Source organism: Solidesulfovibrio sp. (assembly GCF_029978005.1).
Classification (GTDB): Bacteria; Desulfobacterota; Desulfovibrionia; order Desulfovibrionales; family Desulfovibrionaceae; genus Solidesulfovibrio.
The window spans coordinates 1-17427 of the sequence record NZ_JARKOZ010000051.1 but is presented as its reverse complement, the minus strand read 5'-3'; the positions used below and the strand labels follow the sequence as shown (position 1 = coordinate 17427).

At 67.9% G+C, this 17427-nt stretch carries 13 protein-coding genes and 1 CRISPR repeat array; of the genes, 7 read left to right on the top strand and 6 right to left on the bottom strand.

Going from position 1 to position 17427, the window contains the following annotated elements:
- Positions 1–220: 220 nt before the first annotated feature.
- Positions 221–1627, bottom strand: a complete 1407-nt coding sequence (locus Q1K70_RS05950) for a sigma-54 dependent transcriptional regulator (protein WP_300156862.1) — start codon at positions 1625–1627, stop codon at positions 221–223.
- A complete protein-coding gene (locus Q1K70_RS05945) occupies positions 1624–4089 on the bottom strand; it encodes a DUF3365 domain-containing protein (protein ID WP_300156860.1) in 2466 nt (821 codons plus the stop codon). The genes Q1K70_RS05950 and Q1K70_RS05945 overlap by 4 nt, the downstream gene beginning before the upstream one ends.
- 423 nt (positions 4090–4512) lie before the next feature.
- Between Q1K70_RS05945 and Q1K70_RS05940 the strand changes: the two genes are divergently transcribed.
- The 3 genes from Q1K70_RS05940 (at position 4513) to Q1K70_RS05930 (ending at position 6557) form a co-directional block, all read left to right on the top strand.
- Positions 4513–5952, top strand: coding sequence for a putative sulfate exporter family transporter (locus Q1K70_RS05940; RefSeq protein ID WP_300156858.1), 1440 nt, complete (start codon positions 4513–4515; stop codon positions 5950–5952).
- A 29-nt stretch (positions 5953–5981) separates the two neighbouring features.
- The gene (locus Q1K70_RS05935; RefSeq protein ID WP_300156856.1) at positions 5982–6155 is read left to right on the top strand and encodes a hypothetical protein; all 174 of its coding nucleotides are present in this window, start codon (positions 5982–5984) and stop codon (positions 6153–6155) included.
- 90 nt (positions 6156–6245) lie between these two features.
- Positions 6246–6557, top strand: coding sequence for a hypothetical protein (locus Q1K70_RS05930; protein WP_300156854.1), 312 nt, complete (start codon positions 6246–6248; stop codon positions 6555–6557).
- A 7-nt stretch (positions 6558–6564) separates the two neighbouring features.
- On the opposite strand, the gene Q1K70_RS05925 is transcribed toward Q1K70_RS05930, so the two are convergent.
- Positions 6565–8541, bottom strand: a complete 1977-nt coding sequence (locus tag Q1K70_RS05925; RefSeq protein ID WP_300156852.1) for a hypothetical protein — start codon at positions 8539–8541, stop codon at positions 6565–6567.
- 213 nt (positions 8542–8754) lie between these two features.
- Between Q1K70_RS05925 and Q1K70_RS05920 the strand changes: the two genes are divergently transcribed.
- A complete protein-coding gene (locus tag Q1K70_RS05920; protein ID WP_300156849.1) occupies positions 8755–12279 on the top strand; it encodes an FAD-binding and (Fe-S)-binding domain-containing protein in 3525 nt (1174 codons plus the stop codon).
- Positions 12280–12596: 317 nt separating this feature from the next.
- Positions 12597–13479: direct repeats of the CRISPR family, unit length 29 nt; unit sequence GTGTTCCCCGCGCGAGCGGGGATGATCCG.
- A gap of 27 nt (positions 13480–13506) precedes the next feature.
- On the opposite strand, the gene Q1K70_RS05915 is transcribed toward Q1K70_RS05920, so the two are convergent.
- On the bottom strand, positions 13507–13683 hold the full coding sequence (locus Q1K70_RS05915; protein WP_300156847.1) for a hypothetical protein: 177 nt from the start codon (positions 13681–13683) through the stop codon (positions 13507–13509).
- Between the two features lie 173 nt (positions 13684–13856).
- Between Q1K70_RS05915 and ruvX the strand changes: the two genes are divergently transcribed.
- The 3 genes from ruvX to Q1K70_RS05900 are packed head-to-tail and all read left to right on the top strand — an operon-like array spanning position 13857 to position 16235.
- The gene (gene ruvX / locus Q1K70_RS05910) at positions 13857–14309 is read left to right on the top strand and encodes a Holliday junction resolvase RuvX (protein ID WP_300156845.1); all 453 of its coding nucleotides are present in this window, start codon (positions 13857–13859) and stop codon (positions 14307–14309) included.
- Positions 14270–15292 carry an endolytic transglycosylase MltG gene (mltG, locus tag Q1K70_RS05905; protein ID WP_300156843.1) on the top strand — a complete coding sequence of 341 codons (1023 nt, stop codon included), beginning with the start codon at positions 14270–14272 and terminating at the stop codon, positions 15290–15292. The genes ruvX and mltG overlap by 40 nt, the downstream gene beginning before the upstream one ends.
- 34 nt (positions 15293–15326) lie before the next feature.
- Positions 15327–16235: a 4Fe-4S ferredoxin gene (locus Q1K70_RS05900; RefSeq protein WP_300156840.1), complete on the top strand. Its 909-nt coding sequence runs from the start codon at positions 15327–15329 to the stop codon at positions 16233–16235.
- A gap of 87 nt (positions 16236–16322) precedes the next feature.
- Here the strand turns inward: Q1K70_RS05900 and phoU are convergent, their stop codons facing one another.
- Both phoU and Q1K70_RS05890 read right to left on the bottom strand, forming a co-directional pair.
- On the bottom strand, positions 16323–17000 hold the full coding sequence (gene phoU / locus Q1K70_RS05895; RefSeq protein ID WP_300156838.1) for a phosphate signaling complex protein PhoU: 678 nt from the start codon (positions 16998–17000) through the stop codon (positions 16323–16325).
- Between the two features lie 170 nt (positions 17001–17170).
- The coding region (locus Q1K70_RS05890) for an HAD hydrolase family protein (protein ID WP_300156836.1) at positions 17171–17427 on the bottom strand (257 nt) is incomplete at its 5' end.

Genomic DNA, 17427 nt, shown 5'->3' with positions numbered 1-17427 from the left:
GGTTGTGCTGACCCGGACTGTCGGGGGGCGAATGCGAGCCGGGCCGGCGGTGAAAGAACTTTTGTGATATGGCGCGAGCGTCGCGCCCAGGGGGGCCTTGGGACGACGAATGCCGTCTGCGCATCGGGCCAACGGGCACGCCGGGATGACGGGGAGGCGGCTCTCCCGGCATGGGGCAACGGACCGGTCGGCTGCCGCCGGCCGGGGCCGGCCAGCCGGTTCAGCGATAGCCTTCCGCTGCGATTCCCAACCGCCGCAATATCTTTTGCAGCGACACCCGTTCCAACCCGGACAGCCGGGCCGCTTCGGACACGTTGCCGCGCGTCTGGCCGAGCAGGCGTTCGACGTAGCGCCGCGTGAAGGCGTCCACCACGCGGGCCTTGGCTTCGAGGTAGGGCGCGGCCATGCCGGCCTCGTCCTCGCCGTCGTTGGGGTCGGACTGGTCCGGATCGGCCGTGGCCACGGCCTTGGGGCCGATGACGTCGCCGCGGCAAAAGACCGTGAGCCGGCGCACGAAGTTGAACAGTTCCCGCACGTTGCCCGGCCAGTCCCGGCCGGCCAGGGCGGCCAGGGCCTCGGGGGAGAACTCCTTTTCGCCGATGCCCGTCTCGCGGCAGGCCCGGGCCAGGAAGGCCGTGGCGAGCAGCGGTATGTCGTCGCGTCGCTCGCGAAGGGGTGGCATGCGCACGGTGAGGACGTTTAAGCGGTAGTAGAGGTCCTCCCGGAAGGACTTGTCCGCGATCTTGGCTTCCAGGTCCTGGTTGGTGGAGGCCAGGATGCGCACGTCGATGGGCGAGGACTTGCTGGATCCCACGGGCCGTACCTCGCGTTCCTGGAGCACGCGCAAAAGCTTGGTCTGCACGCTCATGGGGATGTCGCCGATCTCGTCGAGCACGATGACGCCGCCGTTGGCGGACAGGAACAGGCCGCGCCGGTCGCGTTCGGCTCCGGTGAAGGCCCCGCGCACATGGCCGAAGAGTTCGCTTTCGAGCAGCTGGTCCGGGATGGCCGGGCAGTTGACCGAAAGAAACGGCCCGTCGGCCCGGCGCGACAGGCTGTGCAGGGCCCGGGCGGCCAGCTCCTTGCCCGTGCCGGATTCGCCCCGGATGAGCACGGTGTAGTCCGAGCCGGCCACGGCGGCGATGGCTTCCTTGACTTGCGCCATGGCCGGGGACTGGCCGAGCAGGCCGTCGCCCGCGCCGCAGGCGGCGACGGCGGCGCGCAGCCGCTGGTTCTCGCGCAAAAGTTCCGCCCGCTCCAGGCCCTTGGCGACGACCCGGGCCAGGTGCTCCGAATCCACGGGCTTGGTCAGGAAGTCGTAGGCCCCGGCCTTGAGGGCGGCCACGGCGGTGTCGATGTCGCCGTGGGCAGTGAGCAGCACCACGCCCAGCCGCGCCTCCAGGGCCAGGGCCCGGGTGAGCAGCTCCAGGCCGGACAGCCCCGGCATGCGCAGGTCCGTGACCAGCACGTCGCAGGGATGGGCGCGCAGGTCCTCCAGGGCGGCCTCGGCGGAGAGGACGTGGTCGAGCCTGGCCTCGGGGAGCTTGGGCGCGAGCAGCCGCGCGAGCCCCCGGGCGAAGTCCGGCTGGTCGTCGACGATCAGCACGCGCGGCGTGAAGTCGCTCATGACGCCTCCTCCTGGCAACTGCGGCCGCAGGCCGGCAGGGTGACGGTGAAGACCGCGCCCCCGGCGTTTTCCACCTCGACCCGGCCGCCCATGTCGCGCAGCAGCCCGTAGACCACGGCCAGGCCCAGGCCGGAGCCGCGCCCGGCCTCCTTGGTGGTGAAGAACGGGTCGAAGATGCGCGTGATGTCCTCGGGCGCGATGCCCGGCCCGTTGTCGGCCACCCGGATGCGCACCGCCTCGGGTTCGGGGCTGGCCACGGCTTCCATGACGATCTCGCCGGTCCCGGGCGAGACGGCGTCCAGGGCGTTTAAAAGCAGGTTGGAGAGCACCTGCTCCAGGCCCGAGGCGTCGGCCTTGGCCAGGGGCAGGGACGGCGCGGCGCGGGTGACGAGCCGCACCTTGCGTGCTTGCGCCTGGACGTCGAAGATGCGCGAAAGCCCCTTGAGCAGCGCCTCCAGGTCGCAGGGGCCGGGCGTGGCCGGGCGCGGCCGGGCGAAATCCAGCAGGTCGCGCAACACCTTCTTGGCCATGTCGGCGTGGCGTTCGATGACGGCCAGGTCCTCGATGGCCTGGGCATCGGCGATGCTGCCGCGCAGCAGCTCGGCGTAGCAGCTGATGACGCCGAGCGGATTGTTGATCTCGTGGGCGAGGCCGGCGGCCAGCTTGCCCACGGCCACGAGCTTCTCGGTCTGGCGCATCTGCTCGCGCATGCGCCGCTCGGCGGTGTTTTCGCGGGCGTAGACCACCATGCGGCCGGTGCCGCCGGTGGAGTCGTCCAGGGCGTAGCGGGTGACGGCGAAGGAGCGGCCGTCGGGCAGGGTGACCGTGGAGACCGAGCGCCCGGAGGCCGTTCGGGCCGGCGCGTCGGTCAGCACGCCGTCCGGCGGGCCGAAGATCTCCGGGGGCAGGCTCGGGGCCTGGCCGGGGCCGGCCGGCGGGGCCGGGCAGTGGGGGCCGGCCCGGTCCTTTTGCACGGCCCGGGCCAGTTCCCGGGCCGGCTCGTTGGCCAGGATGACGCCGAAGCCGGCGTCGAGCAGGGCCAGCGGATCGGAGATGCCCTCGAAGATGGAGGCGAGCAAGGTGTTTTGGCCGAGCAGCGAATTGATGGCGTCGAGGTTTTCCAGCGCGATGCCGAGCTGCTGGCCGATGGCCCGGTAGAGGTCGGCCGCCTCGGGCGAGGGGCCGGAGCCGTCCTCGGGGAAGTACAGGCGCAACAGCCCCCGGCTCACGTCCGTGGTGCGCACGGGCACGAGGGCGGCGTGGGCTTCCAGACGCAGCTCGTTGCCGGCCACGAGCCTGCGCCAGTCGGCCGGCGGCGGCGGCGCGGCCGTGCCGGGCGGCCAGGTTACCGAGCCGCCGCCGGAGAACTCGCATTCGTAGGCCGCCGCGCGCGCGCCGAAGCGCTCGGCGATGCGGGCCAGCGCCCCGGAGAGCAGCTCGGCCCGGGTCTGGGACATGTTGAGGATGCTCAGGAGTTCCACGAAAAGGGCCACGTCGGCGCGGCGTTCGTCGGCTTCGTTGGCCAGGTCCAGGGTGCGGTCCGCCACCTTGCGTTCCAGGTTCTGGGCATGGTCCTCGATCTTGCCCCGGGCTTCCTTGAGGCGCGCGGCGAAGTCCTCGATACCGGCGTAGATCTCGTCGATCTCGCCCTCGCCCCGGGGGGGGCGCGGCTCCTCGTCGGCTTCCTTGGGGAAGAACCGGCGCATGACCTCCGTCACCCGGCGCAGATTGACCACCACCAGCCGGTCGAAAAAGACCTGCATGGTCAGGTAGAAGACGCCGAGCCCCAGGGCGAACAGGCCCATGAAGCTGATGGTGGCTCCCTTGATCTGCCCCAGCGCCCCGGCCACGGGCATGGTCACGGCGTCCACGCCCACGAGCTCCCCGTCATGCCGCCAGAAGCCGCGCTTGTCGCCGTAGCGTTCGATGAGCTCCCGCGGCGCGGTTTCGGGGTCGCCGTGGCAGTGCAGGCACGAGGCGTCCAGGCGCACCGGCCGGGCGGCCACGAACACCTCCTCGCCGCCGCGCTCGGTGATCTCCTCCACCCGGGTCAGCTCCGGGTCCTTTTCGAAACGTTCCATGAGGGCGCGCTCGAAGGCGTCGGCCTCGTAGTCGGGGTTGCGCGAGCCGATGGCCACCCGGCGGTACCTGTACTGGTCGCCCTGGATGTTGAAGTCGCTCATCACCCGGCGGGTGACGAAGGAAGTGGACATGGCCTCCAGCAGGAAGGCGTCGGGCGGCAGCAGATGGTACATGGACGGCCGCAGCACCTGGCGCACGTAGGCCTGCACGGCCTCGGCCTGGGACAGGACCAGGGAGGCCTTGTGCTCGGTGTCCGTGACGAGCTGGTTGCGCAGGTTCATGGAGATGATGACCGCGAAGAAGACCCCGAGCAGGGCCATGATGACGGAAAGGCCCACCACGAAGCGATGCTTGATGGTGCTGGGGCGATGTCTGGCCATGGGTTTCTCCCTTGTCTTCCTTGTGTGGCCGTTGCGGGAAAAAGGCAATGCGAACGCCGGGATGCGAACTGCTAACGCGAGTTGGCAGTTTCGGTCCAGCTTTGAAATAATAGTATGCTATATCAATATATTATGTGTGAATGAGATTTTGGTCCCGGACTTGCTTAAGGCAAGCGGGGCGGCGTGCCCCCCGGCGGGGCGGCCGGCGCGGGGAGAGGGCTTCCCGGCAAGGGGCCGCGCACCGGATTGTGACAGGGGAGGACGGAGCGAACGCGGGCCGACGCCATGGCGCGGCCTGGCGGGAGCGATCACGCGGCATGGCGGCCGGCCCGCGAAGGCCTTGGGAGAGAGGCGGCGGGAAGGTTCGCGCAGTGCGGGCGGTCGCGATGGGCTGCGTCATCGTCAACGCGTAAGGAGGGAGTCATGGCGGAAAAGAAATGGCTGACGGAAGACAAGCTGGCCCTCATTTTGGGGCTGATCCTTTTCGGCTTGTCGCTTTTCAACTTCGGCGGCGTGGATCCGCTCGGCTGGGCCGTGAAGATCAACGTGTGGACCAATGCGTCCCAGATCTTCTCGGCGGCCACCGGGGCCTACAAGGACCTGTCGGGGTTCGCCTCGCTGATCCTGACCTGGATCTTCGTCACGGCCATGCTGGCCGTCGGCGTCAAGGCGCTGGGCGGCGACCCCAAACGGTTCGCCGTCAGCTTCACCCTGGTCTTCTTCATCGGCTACTTCTGCTACGCCCTGGGGCACTACGCGGTCATCGCCGCCACTCCGGACCAGCTCAAGAAGTACAACCTGACCTGGGCCATGGGCCTGACCGGCGAGGCGGGATTCATCATCGCGCTTCTGGCCGGCATCTTCATCGGCAACTTCATGCCGGGGCTGGCCGAGAAGTTCAAGGACGCGCTCAAGCCCGAGATGTTCGTCAAGATCGCCATCGTGATCCTCGGCGCGGAGCTCGGCGTCAAGTCCGTGGACGCCCTGGGCCTGGCCTCCTCGGTCATCTTCCGGGGCCTTTGCGCCATCGTCGAGGCCTACCTGATCTACTGGGCCCTGGTGTATTATATCTCCCGGAAATACTTTAAGTTCAGCCGTGAATGGGCCGCTCCGCTCGCTTCCGGCATCTCCATCTGCGGCGTTTCCGCCGCCATCGCCACCGGCGGCGCGATCCGCGCCCGCCCCATCGTCCCGATAATGGTTTCCTCGCTGGTCGTCGTCTTTACCTGCGTGGAAATGCTGATCCTGCCCTTCGTCGCCCAGCACTGGATGTACGGCGAGCCCATGGTGGCCGGCGCCTGGATGGGCCTGGCCGTCAAGTCCGACGGCGGCGCCATCGCCTCGGGCGTCATCACCGACGCGCTCATCCGCGCCCAGGCCATGGCCGTGGACGGCATCAAGTACCAGGAAGGCTGGGTGACCATGGCGGCCACCACCATCAAGATCTTCATCGACGTGTTCATCGGCGTGTGGGCCTTCATCCTGGCCGCCATCTGGTGCACCATGATCGAGTGCAAGCCCGGCGAACGCATGAAGTTCGGTGCGATCCTCGACCGCTTCCCGCGCTTCGTCCTCGGCTACGTCATCACCTTCATCATCATGCTGATCCTGTGCGCCAAGGGCGGCGACATGCTGAAGTTCGGCAAGACCGCCATCGGCGACACCGGTCCCTTCCGGGCCATCTTCTTCGTGCTGACCTTCTTCACCATCGGCGTGGTGTCCAACTTCAAGAAGCTCTGGGATGAAGGCATCGGCCGCCTGGCCCTGGTCTACGTGGTGAGCCTGTTCGGGTTCATCATCTGGATCGGGCTGTTCATCTCCTGGCTGTTCTTCCATGGCGTCAAGCCGCCCCTGGCTTCCTAGCCGGGCAAACCATACGCAAGGAGGCCTGCATGGAACCTGAAAAGAAGGATGCGAGCTTTTCCGAGGAACTCGCGAAAATGGAATGGGAGCCGCTTCTGCCCATCGAGAAGAAGCTCGTGGGCTGGAGCATCGGGCTCGGCGTCGCCCTGCTCTTCATCCTCTACTACGTCAGCGGCGTGTTCTTCCCGGGCGCGCACGGCTAAGCCGGACGAAAGACGAATGAACACCACGGGCGGCCCGCAAGGGCCGCCCGTTTGCGTTGCTCGGGACGCCTTGACGGGAAGCGGCCGGGTGTGCATTGTCGCATCATGCTGACGTACGAGCAGATAAAAGCCATCGAGAACGCCCTGGGCGTGGACGCGGCCAAGCCAGTGGTGGAAGCCATCCAGTCCACGGACCAGCGGGTGCTCTCTTCCCTGCTGGCGGAGATCGCCACCAAGGCGGATCTGGAGAAGCTGCGCGGCGAGACTCGCGAGGAGATCGCGTCTCTTCGCGGCGACATCAAGCGCCTCGATCTCCAGATGAAGCTCCTCATCGCCCTGGCCGTGCTGGCCATCGCCATGTTCAGCCCCAACCTGGCCGCTCTGGTCCGGTTGGCGAAATAACCTTCCCTTACTGCCGCGCGGCGTTGCGCCCCGCCGTGAACACCAGCGCTTCGCCCCAGGGGGCGCGCGTGCGCAGGATCGGCGTTTCCCCGGCCAGACAGGCCAAGCCCCCGTCGTTTTCCATGACCACCGTCACGTCGAAGCGCCTGACCGCCTCGCGAAGGGCGGCGCAGTCGCGCGTGTCGAAGGCCTGGCCGTCGCGTTCGGCCAGGGGCGCGTCCGGGCCGGCCACCTGCCAGTCCTGGGCGCGGGCGTAAAAAAGGATCGGGTAGATCACGCTGTCCTTGCCGGCCAAAAGCAGGCCCTTGCCGCCGGGGTAAATGCCGTCCGCGAGATAATCGAGCAGAAGCGGCCCGTCGAAGAAGGCGGCGTAGGCGTCGCGGCGCGTGCCCGGCCTGTCGAGGAGCGACGGGGCCAGGGGCGGGGCGGCCTCGGGCAGCCATTGCGCGTCCAGCAAGGGACGGTCCTGGTTGGCCAGCACGGCGGCGGCCAGGGTGAGGGCGGCGACGAGCAGGATCGGCCGGCGCAGCCAGGTTCGGTCGTGCCAGACGCCTCTCGCCGCGACCAGGCAGGGGGCGCTGGCCGCGAAGAAAAGCGTGAAGAAGCGGTTGTTGTAGCTGAACCAGGTGATCTGGACGGCCACCAGCAGGGCGAAGGCGGCAAGGGCCAGGGAAGTGGCCCGGCAAAGGGCGTCGCCCCGGCGCAAAAACCCCGCCAGCACGCAAGGCACGACGAGCAGCCCCCCCAGCAGGCCGAACCAGGCCGCGTCCTCGCGAAGCTCGTTGCCCGGGGCGTAGCCGGCGTGAAACGCCATGGACGCGCCGGGGCCAAAGCCCTGGCCGAACAGGGCGGCGTGGAGGTCGCGGCGGGCCTCGAACCAGGCGCGGCCGGGAACATCCAGCACGTCCAGGGCATAGCGGGCCAGATTGGCCGCCGCGCCGGCCGGGCCGTCGCGGTTCTCATGAAATTCCACCGCCTCCCGCGGGCCGAAGGGGTCGCCGAACCGGGCCAGGTTCACCCACTGGCTGGCCAGCCCCAGGGCCAACGCGGCGGTTAGGGCCAGGGTCGCCAGGACCAGGCGCGGCCGCGACGCCTGCCAGGCGGCGCAAAGGGCGGCGAACAGTTCCCTGCGCCGCAGGCACAGAACGATCGCCACGAAGGGGCCGCCGAAAAGGGCGAAATGGCTTTTGGTGGAGAGGCCAAAACAGGCGAAGGTCGACAGCAGCGAAAGCGTCCCGAGTCCCGGGTGGTCGAGCAGCCGGCCGCCGGCCAGGCAGCAGGCCACGGCCATGGCCGCCGCGCCGATGTCGTTTTTGGTGGACACGGCCTCGAGCGGCAGGAGCTTGAGCGAGGCGACGACAAGGGCGACGCGCCAGGCGAAGTCCGCCGCGCCGCGCCGCCTGGCCAGGGCGTAGGCCCCCGAGACGATCGTGGCATAGGCCAGGAAGGAGAAGGCGGCGACGGCCCGGTCCGTGCCGTAGCGCAGGAAGAACCAGTGCAGGAGGTCGAAGCCCGGGCTGAAGGAGAGCTGGCGGAAGGTGGAATAGTGCTCCGGGGCCAGCGTGTTCTCGCGCATCATGAGAAGCACCCGGGACAGGTTGTAGGTCATGGAGTCCCAGTTGCTGGGCGGCGCGAGCCAGACCGCGAGGCCGAGGCCGGCCAATGCCGCGCCGAGGAGCCAGGCGCTCGGGCTCGATGCCCCAGGGCGCAGCCCGCGCGACAGTTCCGTCAGGAATCGGCGTCGCCCCCGGGCCAGCCCCACCCAGCACAGGCCGGCCACGGCCGCGTCCAGGAGCCAGGGAAACCGGGCCAGGCGCAGGGCGAAAAGAAGCTGCACGGCAAGGCCCAGGCCGGAGAGCAAAAGCGCCAGGGCGCGGCACAGCGCCTCGCCCACGGGCAGGCGCGCCGGCTGGAGGCGGTGGAGCGCGGCGACGCAACAGGCGAGTTCGCAAAGGAGCGCCAGACTAAGCAGACTGTCGGTCATGGACCACCGGAACGTCGCAGGCCCGGCAGGGACGCGCGCGTCATGGAAAATACGGGAAATGGCCACGGGAAAAGGCCTTGCCGGCGCATGCCGCCTGGGGCAATACGGAAGCCGGAGCCGGCGCATGCGCCAACTGGCCGAGCCTTGCCTTTCGTCGGCTTCGGCATTATCTGACTGCCTCCCTCATTTCAACCCTCGCCGGAAGCGCCCAACATGTCGGAGCGAACGCCCCATATCTCCCTGCCCCTCGACCGTCTCGTGCCCCGGGTCCTCGACATCACCCCCGAGGAACTCGAGTCCTGGCCCGAGGACGCGCGAAACCTCGCCGTGGCCGTGGCCGCCGAGCTTTTTCTCGTGCGCGCCAATCCTTTCATCAAGGCCGACGACGTCAAGGCTTCCGTGGAGAAGCGCCTGTCCGACGCCAACCCCAAGGCCTGGGGCGACTATCCACGCACCATCCGCAAGGCCTACAAGGCCTTCTGGGACGTCTTCGAAGCGGACAAGCGCTTTCGCGACAATCTCGTCGAGCGCCTGCGCCAGTTCCTTCCCGACGAGGACGTGGTCACCGCGCCCAATTCCCTGGTCGAGTGCTCCACCGACGCCACGGACCTGCGCATGGAGATTCCGCTTTGCATGCTCCTGCCCGAGTCGGCCGAGCATATCCGCCTGATTTTGCGCCTGGCCAACGAGCTGGAATTCGCCGTCATCCCGCGCGGCGGCGGCTCGGGCCTCACCGGCGGGGCCGTGCCGGCGCACCGCCGCTCGGTGATCCTCAGCCTGTCGAAATTCAAGAAGATCCTGTCCATAGACGTCGAGGCCAAGACCCTTTGCGCCCAGACCGGCGTCATCACTCTGACCGCCATCAAGGCGGCCGAGGCCAAGGGGCTGCTCTTCACCGTGGACCCGGCCTCCAAGGCCGCCTCGTCGCTCGGCGGCAACATCGCCGAGAACGCCGGCGGCCCGTTCGCCTTCGAGTACGGCACGACGCTCGACAACATCATCAGCTACAAGATGGTCGAGGCCACGGGCGAGATCGTCGAGGTGCGCCGGGTCGACCATCCGCGCCACAAGATACGCCCCGACGAGACGGCCGTGTTCGAGGTCGTGGACGGCGAGGGGGCGGTGCGCGACGTGATCCGCCTGCCCGGCGACCAGATCCGGGCCAAAAACCTCGGCAAGGACGTGTCCAACAAGTACCTCGGGGGCTTGCCCGGCGTGCAGAAGGAGGGCGTGGACGGCATCATCACCGAGGCCTGCTTCGCGCTCTATCCGATTCCGAAATTTTCGCGCACGCTGTGCCTGGAATTTTTCGGGCGTTCCATGAAGAACGCCATGTGCGTCATCCGCGACGTGGTGGGACTGCGCAACCGCATCCGCGAGGAAGGCGACGCGGTCAAGATTTCCGCCCTGGAGGAGTTCAACTCCAAGTACGTCAAGGCCATCAGCTACGCCAAGAAGTCCTCGCTCTACGAGGGCGACCCCATTTCCGTGCTGCTTTTGCAACTCGACTCCGACGACGAGGATGCGCTGCTGCGCGCCGCGGCCGACATCGTGGACATCGTCGACCCCTACGACAACGTGGACGTGTTCGAGGCCAAGGACGCCAAGACGGCGGAGCTGTACTGGGAGGACCGGCACAAGCTCTCGGCCATCTCCAGGCGCACCTCGGGGTTCAAGATCAACGAGGACGTGGTCATTCCGCTTTCCGTGGTGCCGGAGTTCGCCGAGTTCCTGGAAGACCTGAACCTGCACTGCATCGTCCACGCCTACCGCACCGCCTTGCAGAATGCCGGCCGGTTGCCCGGCATTCCGGCCTCGGACGAGTTCATCGCCATGGAGCTGGAATTCTGCGACCGGGTGCTGCGCGGCCGCATCACGGCCCGGGACCTGTCCGACTCGGAAGTCGAGGTCCAGACCTACTATTTCTTCACCGACCTGGCCGCGCGCTATCCCCGGCTCAAGGATCGCCTGGCCGACATCCACGCCGAGCTGACCGCCACCCGCATCGAGGTGGCCAGCCACATGCACGCCGGCGACGGCAACTGCCACGTGAACATCCCGGTCAATTCCAACGATCCCGAGATGATGCGGCAGGCCTGGGAAGCGGCGGAAAAGGTTTTCGAAAAGGTCACCGAACTCGGCGGCGCGGTTTCCGGCGAGCACGGCATCGGCATCACCAAGATCGCCTTCCTGGATGAGGCCAAGATCGAGGCGCTGCGGGCCTACAAGAAGCGGGTGGACCCCAAAAACCTCATCAACCCGGGCAAGCTGACCACCCGCACCCTGGCCGTCGAGCCCTACACCTTTTCGTTCAACCGCCTCATCCGCGACATCAAGAAGACGGCGCTGCCCGACAAGGATACGCTGATTTCCATTTTAAGCGGCATCCAGTTCTGCAACCGCTGCGGCAAGTGCAAGCAGGTCTGCCCCATGTTCGCGCCGGAATACGGGATGCTCTACCATCCGCGCAACAAGAACATCGCCCTTGGCGCGCTGATCGAGGCCATCTACTATTCCCAGATCACCCACGGCGAGCCCGATCCCGAGCTGCTCGACCGGCTGCGCCGCCTCATCGACCACTGCACGGCCTGCGGCAAGTGCACGGGCGTGTGCTCGGTGAAGATCCAGTCCGGCCAGGTGGCCCTGGGGCTGCGCAATTTCCTGGACCAGCAGGGCTGCGGCGGCCATCCCATCAAGCACAAGGTGCTGTCCTACCTGGTGGAGGACGTGGCCAACCGCGCGCCCAAGGCGGCCAAGTTGGCGGCCTACGGCCAGCAGTTCCACAACAAGGCCATGCCGCTTCTGCCGCGCTTCTGGCGCGACCGCATCGAGAATCCGGCCCTGCGCGGCCCCAACCCGTCCATCGGGCTGCGCAACCTGTCCGAGCGCCTCGATCTGGACAAGGGCTCCATCTTCATCCCCAAGGAGGGGCGCGAGGCTCCGGAGACGGTGCTCTATTTCCCGGGCTGCGGCGCGTCGCTTTTCTCCAGTTCCATCGGCATGGCCGCCCTGCATCTGCTGCTTCGGGCCGAGGTGGCGGTGCTCATTCCCCACCGGCACCTGTGCTGCGGCTATCCGCTCCTGGCCGCCGGCATGGGCGAGGCCTACCGCGCCAACCGCGAGCGCAACCGGGCCGCCCTGGCCGCGCTTCTGGAGGAGGCCGAGAACCTGGGGCTTTGCCCGTCGCACAGCCTCACGAGCTGCGGCACCTGCCGCGAGGCCCTGGAGGAGCATGAGCTCAAGACCCTGCGGCCGAACCTCGCGCACATGGACGTCACGCAGTTCCTGCTCGGCCGTCTGGATTTCCCCGCGCCCGAGGACGCCTCGCCCATCCTCTACCATGCCGCCTGCCACTGCGAGTGGGCCGACGTGCCGAAAAGCAAGGCCACGGGCATGTACATGGCCGCCCTGCGCAAGGCCACGGGCCGGCCGGTGGAACTTTCGCCCAACTGCTGCGGCGAGTCCGGCATGGGGGCCATGACCACGCCGGCCATCTACAACCGCCTGCGGGAGCGCAAGCGCATCACCCTGGCCGAGAATCTGGCCGACGCGCCCGAGGCCATGCCGATCCTGGTGGGCTGCCCCTCGTGCAAGATGGGCATCAACCGCATCCTGGCGGAGATGCGCGACAAGCATCCGGTGCTGCACACCCTGGAGTATCTGGCCGAGGCCTTGGACGGCCCGAAATGGAAGAAGATGCTCAAGAAGAACGTCAAGGAAGCCCGCGTGCGCGGGTAGTGGCGGCGTTTGGCGTCCGGCCGGCGGCCGGCGCGGGGCGTGCGCAGCGGTGTGGTTCGCGCCGAGGATGTCGGCTTGCCGTTTCACGCCCGGGTCGTTTTCCCGTCCATGCGTCTTTAGCGGCGCGGAGGCTGACCGCCGCCTGGAATCGCCGTGGCGGGGGCTCGTGCGCGGGCTTGTCGCGGAGATTCCTTTCCCGTATTTTCATGTCCCGGCGGTTGCTGCCGCCACGATTTTCCGGGTCTTTGACAGCCTGTAAAAGTGGTGGCTTTTTGGTCGTCCAAAAAGGCGAATGATGCCGCTTTTTTGCCGTACCAGTGTTCCCCGCGCGAGCGGGGATGATCCGTAACATTCGAGTAACGATATGTCGTGGGGGGGGTGTTCCCCGCGCGAGCGGGGATGATCCGGGTGACGAGGGCGGATTGGTCGGTCATGCTACGTGTTCCCCGCGCGAGCGGGGATGATCCGTGCTTGCCGGCATGCATCAGGATCGGGCCACGGTGTTCCCCGCGCGAGCGGGGATGATCCGAGGACGGGACGGTGTTCTACTACAGGATCGTAGTGTTCCCCGCGCGAGCGGGGATGATCCGATTCGGCTTCGTTGTGATATTTTCGGTCTGCGGTGTTCCCCGCGCGAGCGGGGATGATCCGTAGAACTTCAGCTTCTCGAACCAGGCCTGCTCGTGTTCCCCGCGCGAGCGGGGATGATCCGTACATATGGGATTACGTCCTGGCCCATGGCTCGTGTTCCCCGCGCGAGCGGGGATGATCCGTGGCTCAAGGCAGGTTGTTTCGTGCGGGGTTGGTGTTCCCCGCGCGAGCGGGGATGATCCGTTTTCCCAGTCGACCAGGGCCGCGCACAGGTGGTGTTCCCCGCGCGAGCGGGGATGATCCGACGCCCGGCATCCTGCTCATCCTGGAAAAGCCGTGTTCCCCGCGCGAGCGGGGATGATCCGCACGAGTTAACCGTCCATGCAGGCGAGTCCACGTGTTCCCCGCGCGAGCGGGGATGATCCGAAAAAACTCCGTGAGCTAGCCGAATGGCTCGCGTGTTCCCCGCGCGAGCGGGGATGATCCGGGGAATTTGATGTCGGACATCCCTACCACGTCGTGTTCCCCGCGCGAGCGGGGATGATCCGGCCCCGATGCGGCGGGGGCTGCGATGAGCCGCGTGTTCCCCGCGCGAGCGGGGATGAACGCGACTTGCGGGCGACGGCGGGCTTGCCGTTACATCTTGCGGATCTGCTGGAAAAAATAAATGATGTAGTCGATCGCCAGCACGGCGAGTCCGGCGAGGAAGCCGTGGCCAAAAGCGGCCACGGGATTGAACTCCAGGCCGAAAAGGGCGCGGCAGGCGATCTCGCCCAGAAAGACCAGTAAAAAAGCCGAGTAGATCAATCCCATTGTTTCCCTCGCCAGGCTGTCCGGGGATGTTGCCTCCCAAAGTATTCCGGGCGACGGCGCGGCGCAAGACATGGACTGGCGCTTGCAACAGCAAGGCGTGCTCCTTGCCCCCGCGGGGGAGCCCCCCAAACCACCACCATGACGGGCTGCAACCGTACGGAACGCTTCTCCCTATGCCCCGACTGCTCGCCATAGACTACGGACAGGCCCGGGTGGGGCTGGCCGTCACCGACCCCGGCGGGACCGTGGTCTTCGCCCTGCGCACCGTGGCCTGGGAGACCCGCGAGGTCTTGTTTCGCGAGCTGCTCGGCGTTATTGACCAGACGCGCCCCGAACGCATCGTCGTGGGCTACCCGGCGCGCGCCGGCGGCGACGAGGGCCTCACCGGGCGGCAGGTGCGCAACTTCGTGGAACGCCTCAAGCGGCGGACCGCCATCCCCGTGGCCCTGGCCGACGAGGCCCACTCCACGGAAGAGGCGGCCGAACGCCTGCGGCAGGCAGGCCTCGCCGGCCGCGAACTGGCGGCACGCCTCGACGCCGAAGCCGCCGCCGTCATACTCGAGCGCTACCTGCGCGGCGGAGAACTATGCTGCGATCCCTCTTCCTCGGCGTCTGCCTCTTCCTGATAGGCCTCGCCGCCCTGATCGGCTACAAGGCCTACGAATTCCTGGCCGTGCCGCCGGCCCGGCCAGGCGAGGCCAAGGTCGTGTTCATCGAACCCGGACAATCCTTCGAGACCACGGCCAAAATGCTCGTGGCCGAGGGCGCGCTGCGCGACGCCGACGCCTTCCGCCTCCTCGCCCGGATCACGGACAAGGGCGGCAAGGTCAAGGCCGGCGAATTCGAGATCAACACCGGCTGGACCCCGACCCAGCTCCTCGACTACCTGACCACGGCCAAGGGCATACAGCACAAGCTGGCCGCGCCCGAAGGCCTGACCATGCGCCAGATCGCCAGGCTTTCCGAGGAGGCCGGCCTGTGCTCGGCCGCCGCGTTCCTCAAGGCCGCCGCCGACCCCCAGCTTCTGGCCAAGTACGACATCCCGGCCCCCACCGCCGAGGGATTCCTTTTCCCCAACACCTACCTCTTCACCCGCAAGCGCGGCGACGACGGGACCTATGTGGTCGAGGCCATGCTCAAGGAGTTCCGGCGGCAGGCCGACGCCGTGTGGCCCGGCGAAACCAAGCCCACGGGCAAGGACCTGCTCGCCGCCGTGACGCTGGCCTCCATCGTGGAAAAGGAGACCGGCGTGGACGCCGAACGGCCGCGCGTGGCCGGCGTGTTCGTCAACCGGCTGGCCAAGGGCATGCTGCTCCAGACCGATCCCACCATCATCTACGGTCTCGGCGAACGCTTTAACGGCAACCTGACCCGGGCCCACCTCGAGGACACGGCCAATCTCTACAACACCTACGCGCGCCCGGGCCTGCCGCCGGGCCCCATCTGCTCGCCGGGGCTCAAGTCCCTGCAGGCCGTGGCCGCGCCCGAGTCCCACGACCTCTATTATTTCGTGGCCACGGGCGAGGGCGAGCACAAGTTCAGCAAGACCCTCGACGAGCACATAAACGCGGTCAACAAGTACCAGCGGGGACGCGGCAGGAAGCAGTAGCCGCCCGGACGGTCCGTCCCCGGGGAGGCACGTCATGGAGCCCATCGCCCAGGACATCGCGGACTGGATGGCCGAGCGCGCCAACAACGCCCTGTTTCCGGGGGCCGACCAGCCGGCCTTCGACCCGCCGCTTATCGGCTTCGCCTCGGGCACGGACCCGATCTTTGCTTTCCTACGCGACGACATCGGCCCGGAATTCTACTGGACGCCCGAAGCGGCCTTTGCCGAAGCCTTCCCGGACGCCCCCGCGCCGGCCGGGGAGCTCACGGTCGTGGCCTGGGTGCTGCCTCAGACCGCGGCCACGCGCGAGGCGCACAAGCGCTGCCGCGACCTGCCGAGCCTGGCCTGGAGCCAGGTCAGGCACTACGGCGAGATGGTCAACGAAGGGCTGCGCCGCTTTGTGGTGGAGCGGTTGGACGGGCAGGGCGTGGACGCCGTGGCCCCGACGCTGCTCCCGGAGTGGGGCCGCCGGATGTCCCCGCGCTACGGCTTCGCCTCCCGCTGGTCCGAGCGCCACGCGGCCCATGCCTGCGGCCTGGGCGCGTTCGGCCTGTCCGACGGGCTGATCACCCCGGCCGGCAAGGCCGTGCGCGTGGGCAGCGTGGTGGCCCGGACCGCCATCGCCGCGACGCCGCGCCCCTACGACCGCCACGACGCCTGGTGCCTGCGGGCCGTGGGCGTGGCCTGCCGGGCCTGCATCAAGCGCTGCCCGGCCGGGGCCATCACCGAGGCCGGCCACGACAAGGTCCGCTGTCGGGACTACATCGCGGGCGTCACCAGCCCCTATGTGGCCCGCGACCTGCTGCCGGGCATCCCGGTCAGCAGCTGCGGCCTGTGCCAGGTGGGCACGCCCTGCGAATGCCGCGATCCCACGGCCCGCAAGCGGCAAAAGGCGGCGGCCGGCGCCGGAGGGGAGGGGGCGGGAACAGGGAGAAGCTTCTAGGAAAAGCGCGGTGTGGCGGGAAGCCCGTGGCCCTCGGGCGGCCGGGGCGTATGCCCGACGCGTTCCGTCCGTCTCGGAGGGGCGGCCTCAGGAGTCCTGGGGCGGCTGGGAGCACTTGTTGTGCTTGTAGTCGATGGCCTTGCGGATGAAGATGGTGGATTCGGCGATGTTGGCGCACTGGTCGCAGATGCGCTTGAGGCTGTGGGCCACGAAGGACTGCTGCACGGCGCGCTCCACGGGCTTGGCCTCGCGGATCATCTCGCCCGTCACTTCCCGGAAGATGCGCACGTTGAGCTCCAGGGCGGCGGCGTTCTGGTCGATGATGGCCACGGCCGCCTCGGCGTCGAGGTCCATGTAGCAGTTGATGCAGGCGCGCATGAGCTCCATGGCCAGGTCGGCCAGGCGGCGCAGGTCGTCGTGCAGGGGTTGGCGCGGTTCGGTGGTCAGCACCAGCACTCGCTCGGCGATGTTGACCGCCTCGTCGCCCAGGCGCTCGATGTTGACCAGCATGCGCATGGAGCCCACGATGAAGCGCAGGTCCTTGGCCACGGGGTGGTGCAGGGCCAGGATCTTGAGGCTCTCGGAATCGACGCGGCACTCGTAGTCGTTGATTTCCCGGTCCGCGTCGATGACTTCGCGAGCCTTGGCCGCGTTGTGCTCCAGCAGGCTGGCCACCGCCTTTTTGACGGCGTCCTGGGCCAGGTGCATCATATGCAGGACATCCACCTTGAGCGAGTGGATGGCGTTGTCGAGCGGGGTTTCCACGTCACACTCCGGTTTTTCCCCGAGCATGCGGCCTCGGGGTATACGTTCGGCTAACCCTTTTCGTCCCTTGTGGCGGGCGACGAACGTGTGACCGAATTGTGACGATTCGGACAAGGCGTGTCAAGAATCCCCGTCCGGCGGGGCTTCGGCGGGCCTGTGCGACGGTCGTGTTACGACAAGGTGTCGCGCTCCCGCACGCCCACAAGGTAGAGGATGCTGTCCAGGCCCAGGGTTGAGATGGCCTGGCCCGCGCCCTTCTTGACCACCGGCTTGGCGTGGTAGGCGATGCCGAGGCCCGCGATGCCGAGCATGGGCAAATCGTTGGCCCCGTCGCCCACGGCGATGACCTGTTGCAGGGACAGTCGCTCGCGTTCGGCCAGCATGCGCAGGATGTCGGCCTTGCGGGCCGCGTCCACGATGTCGCCGA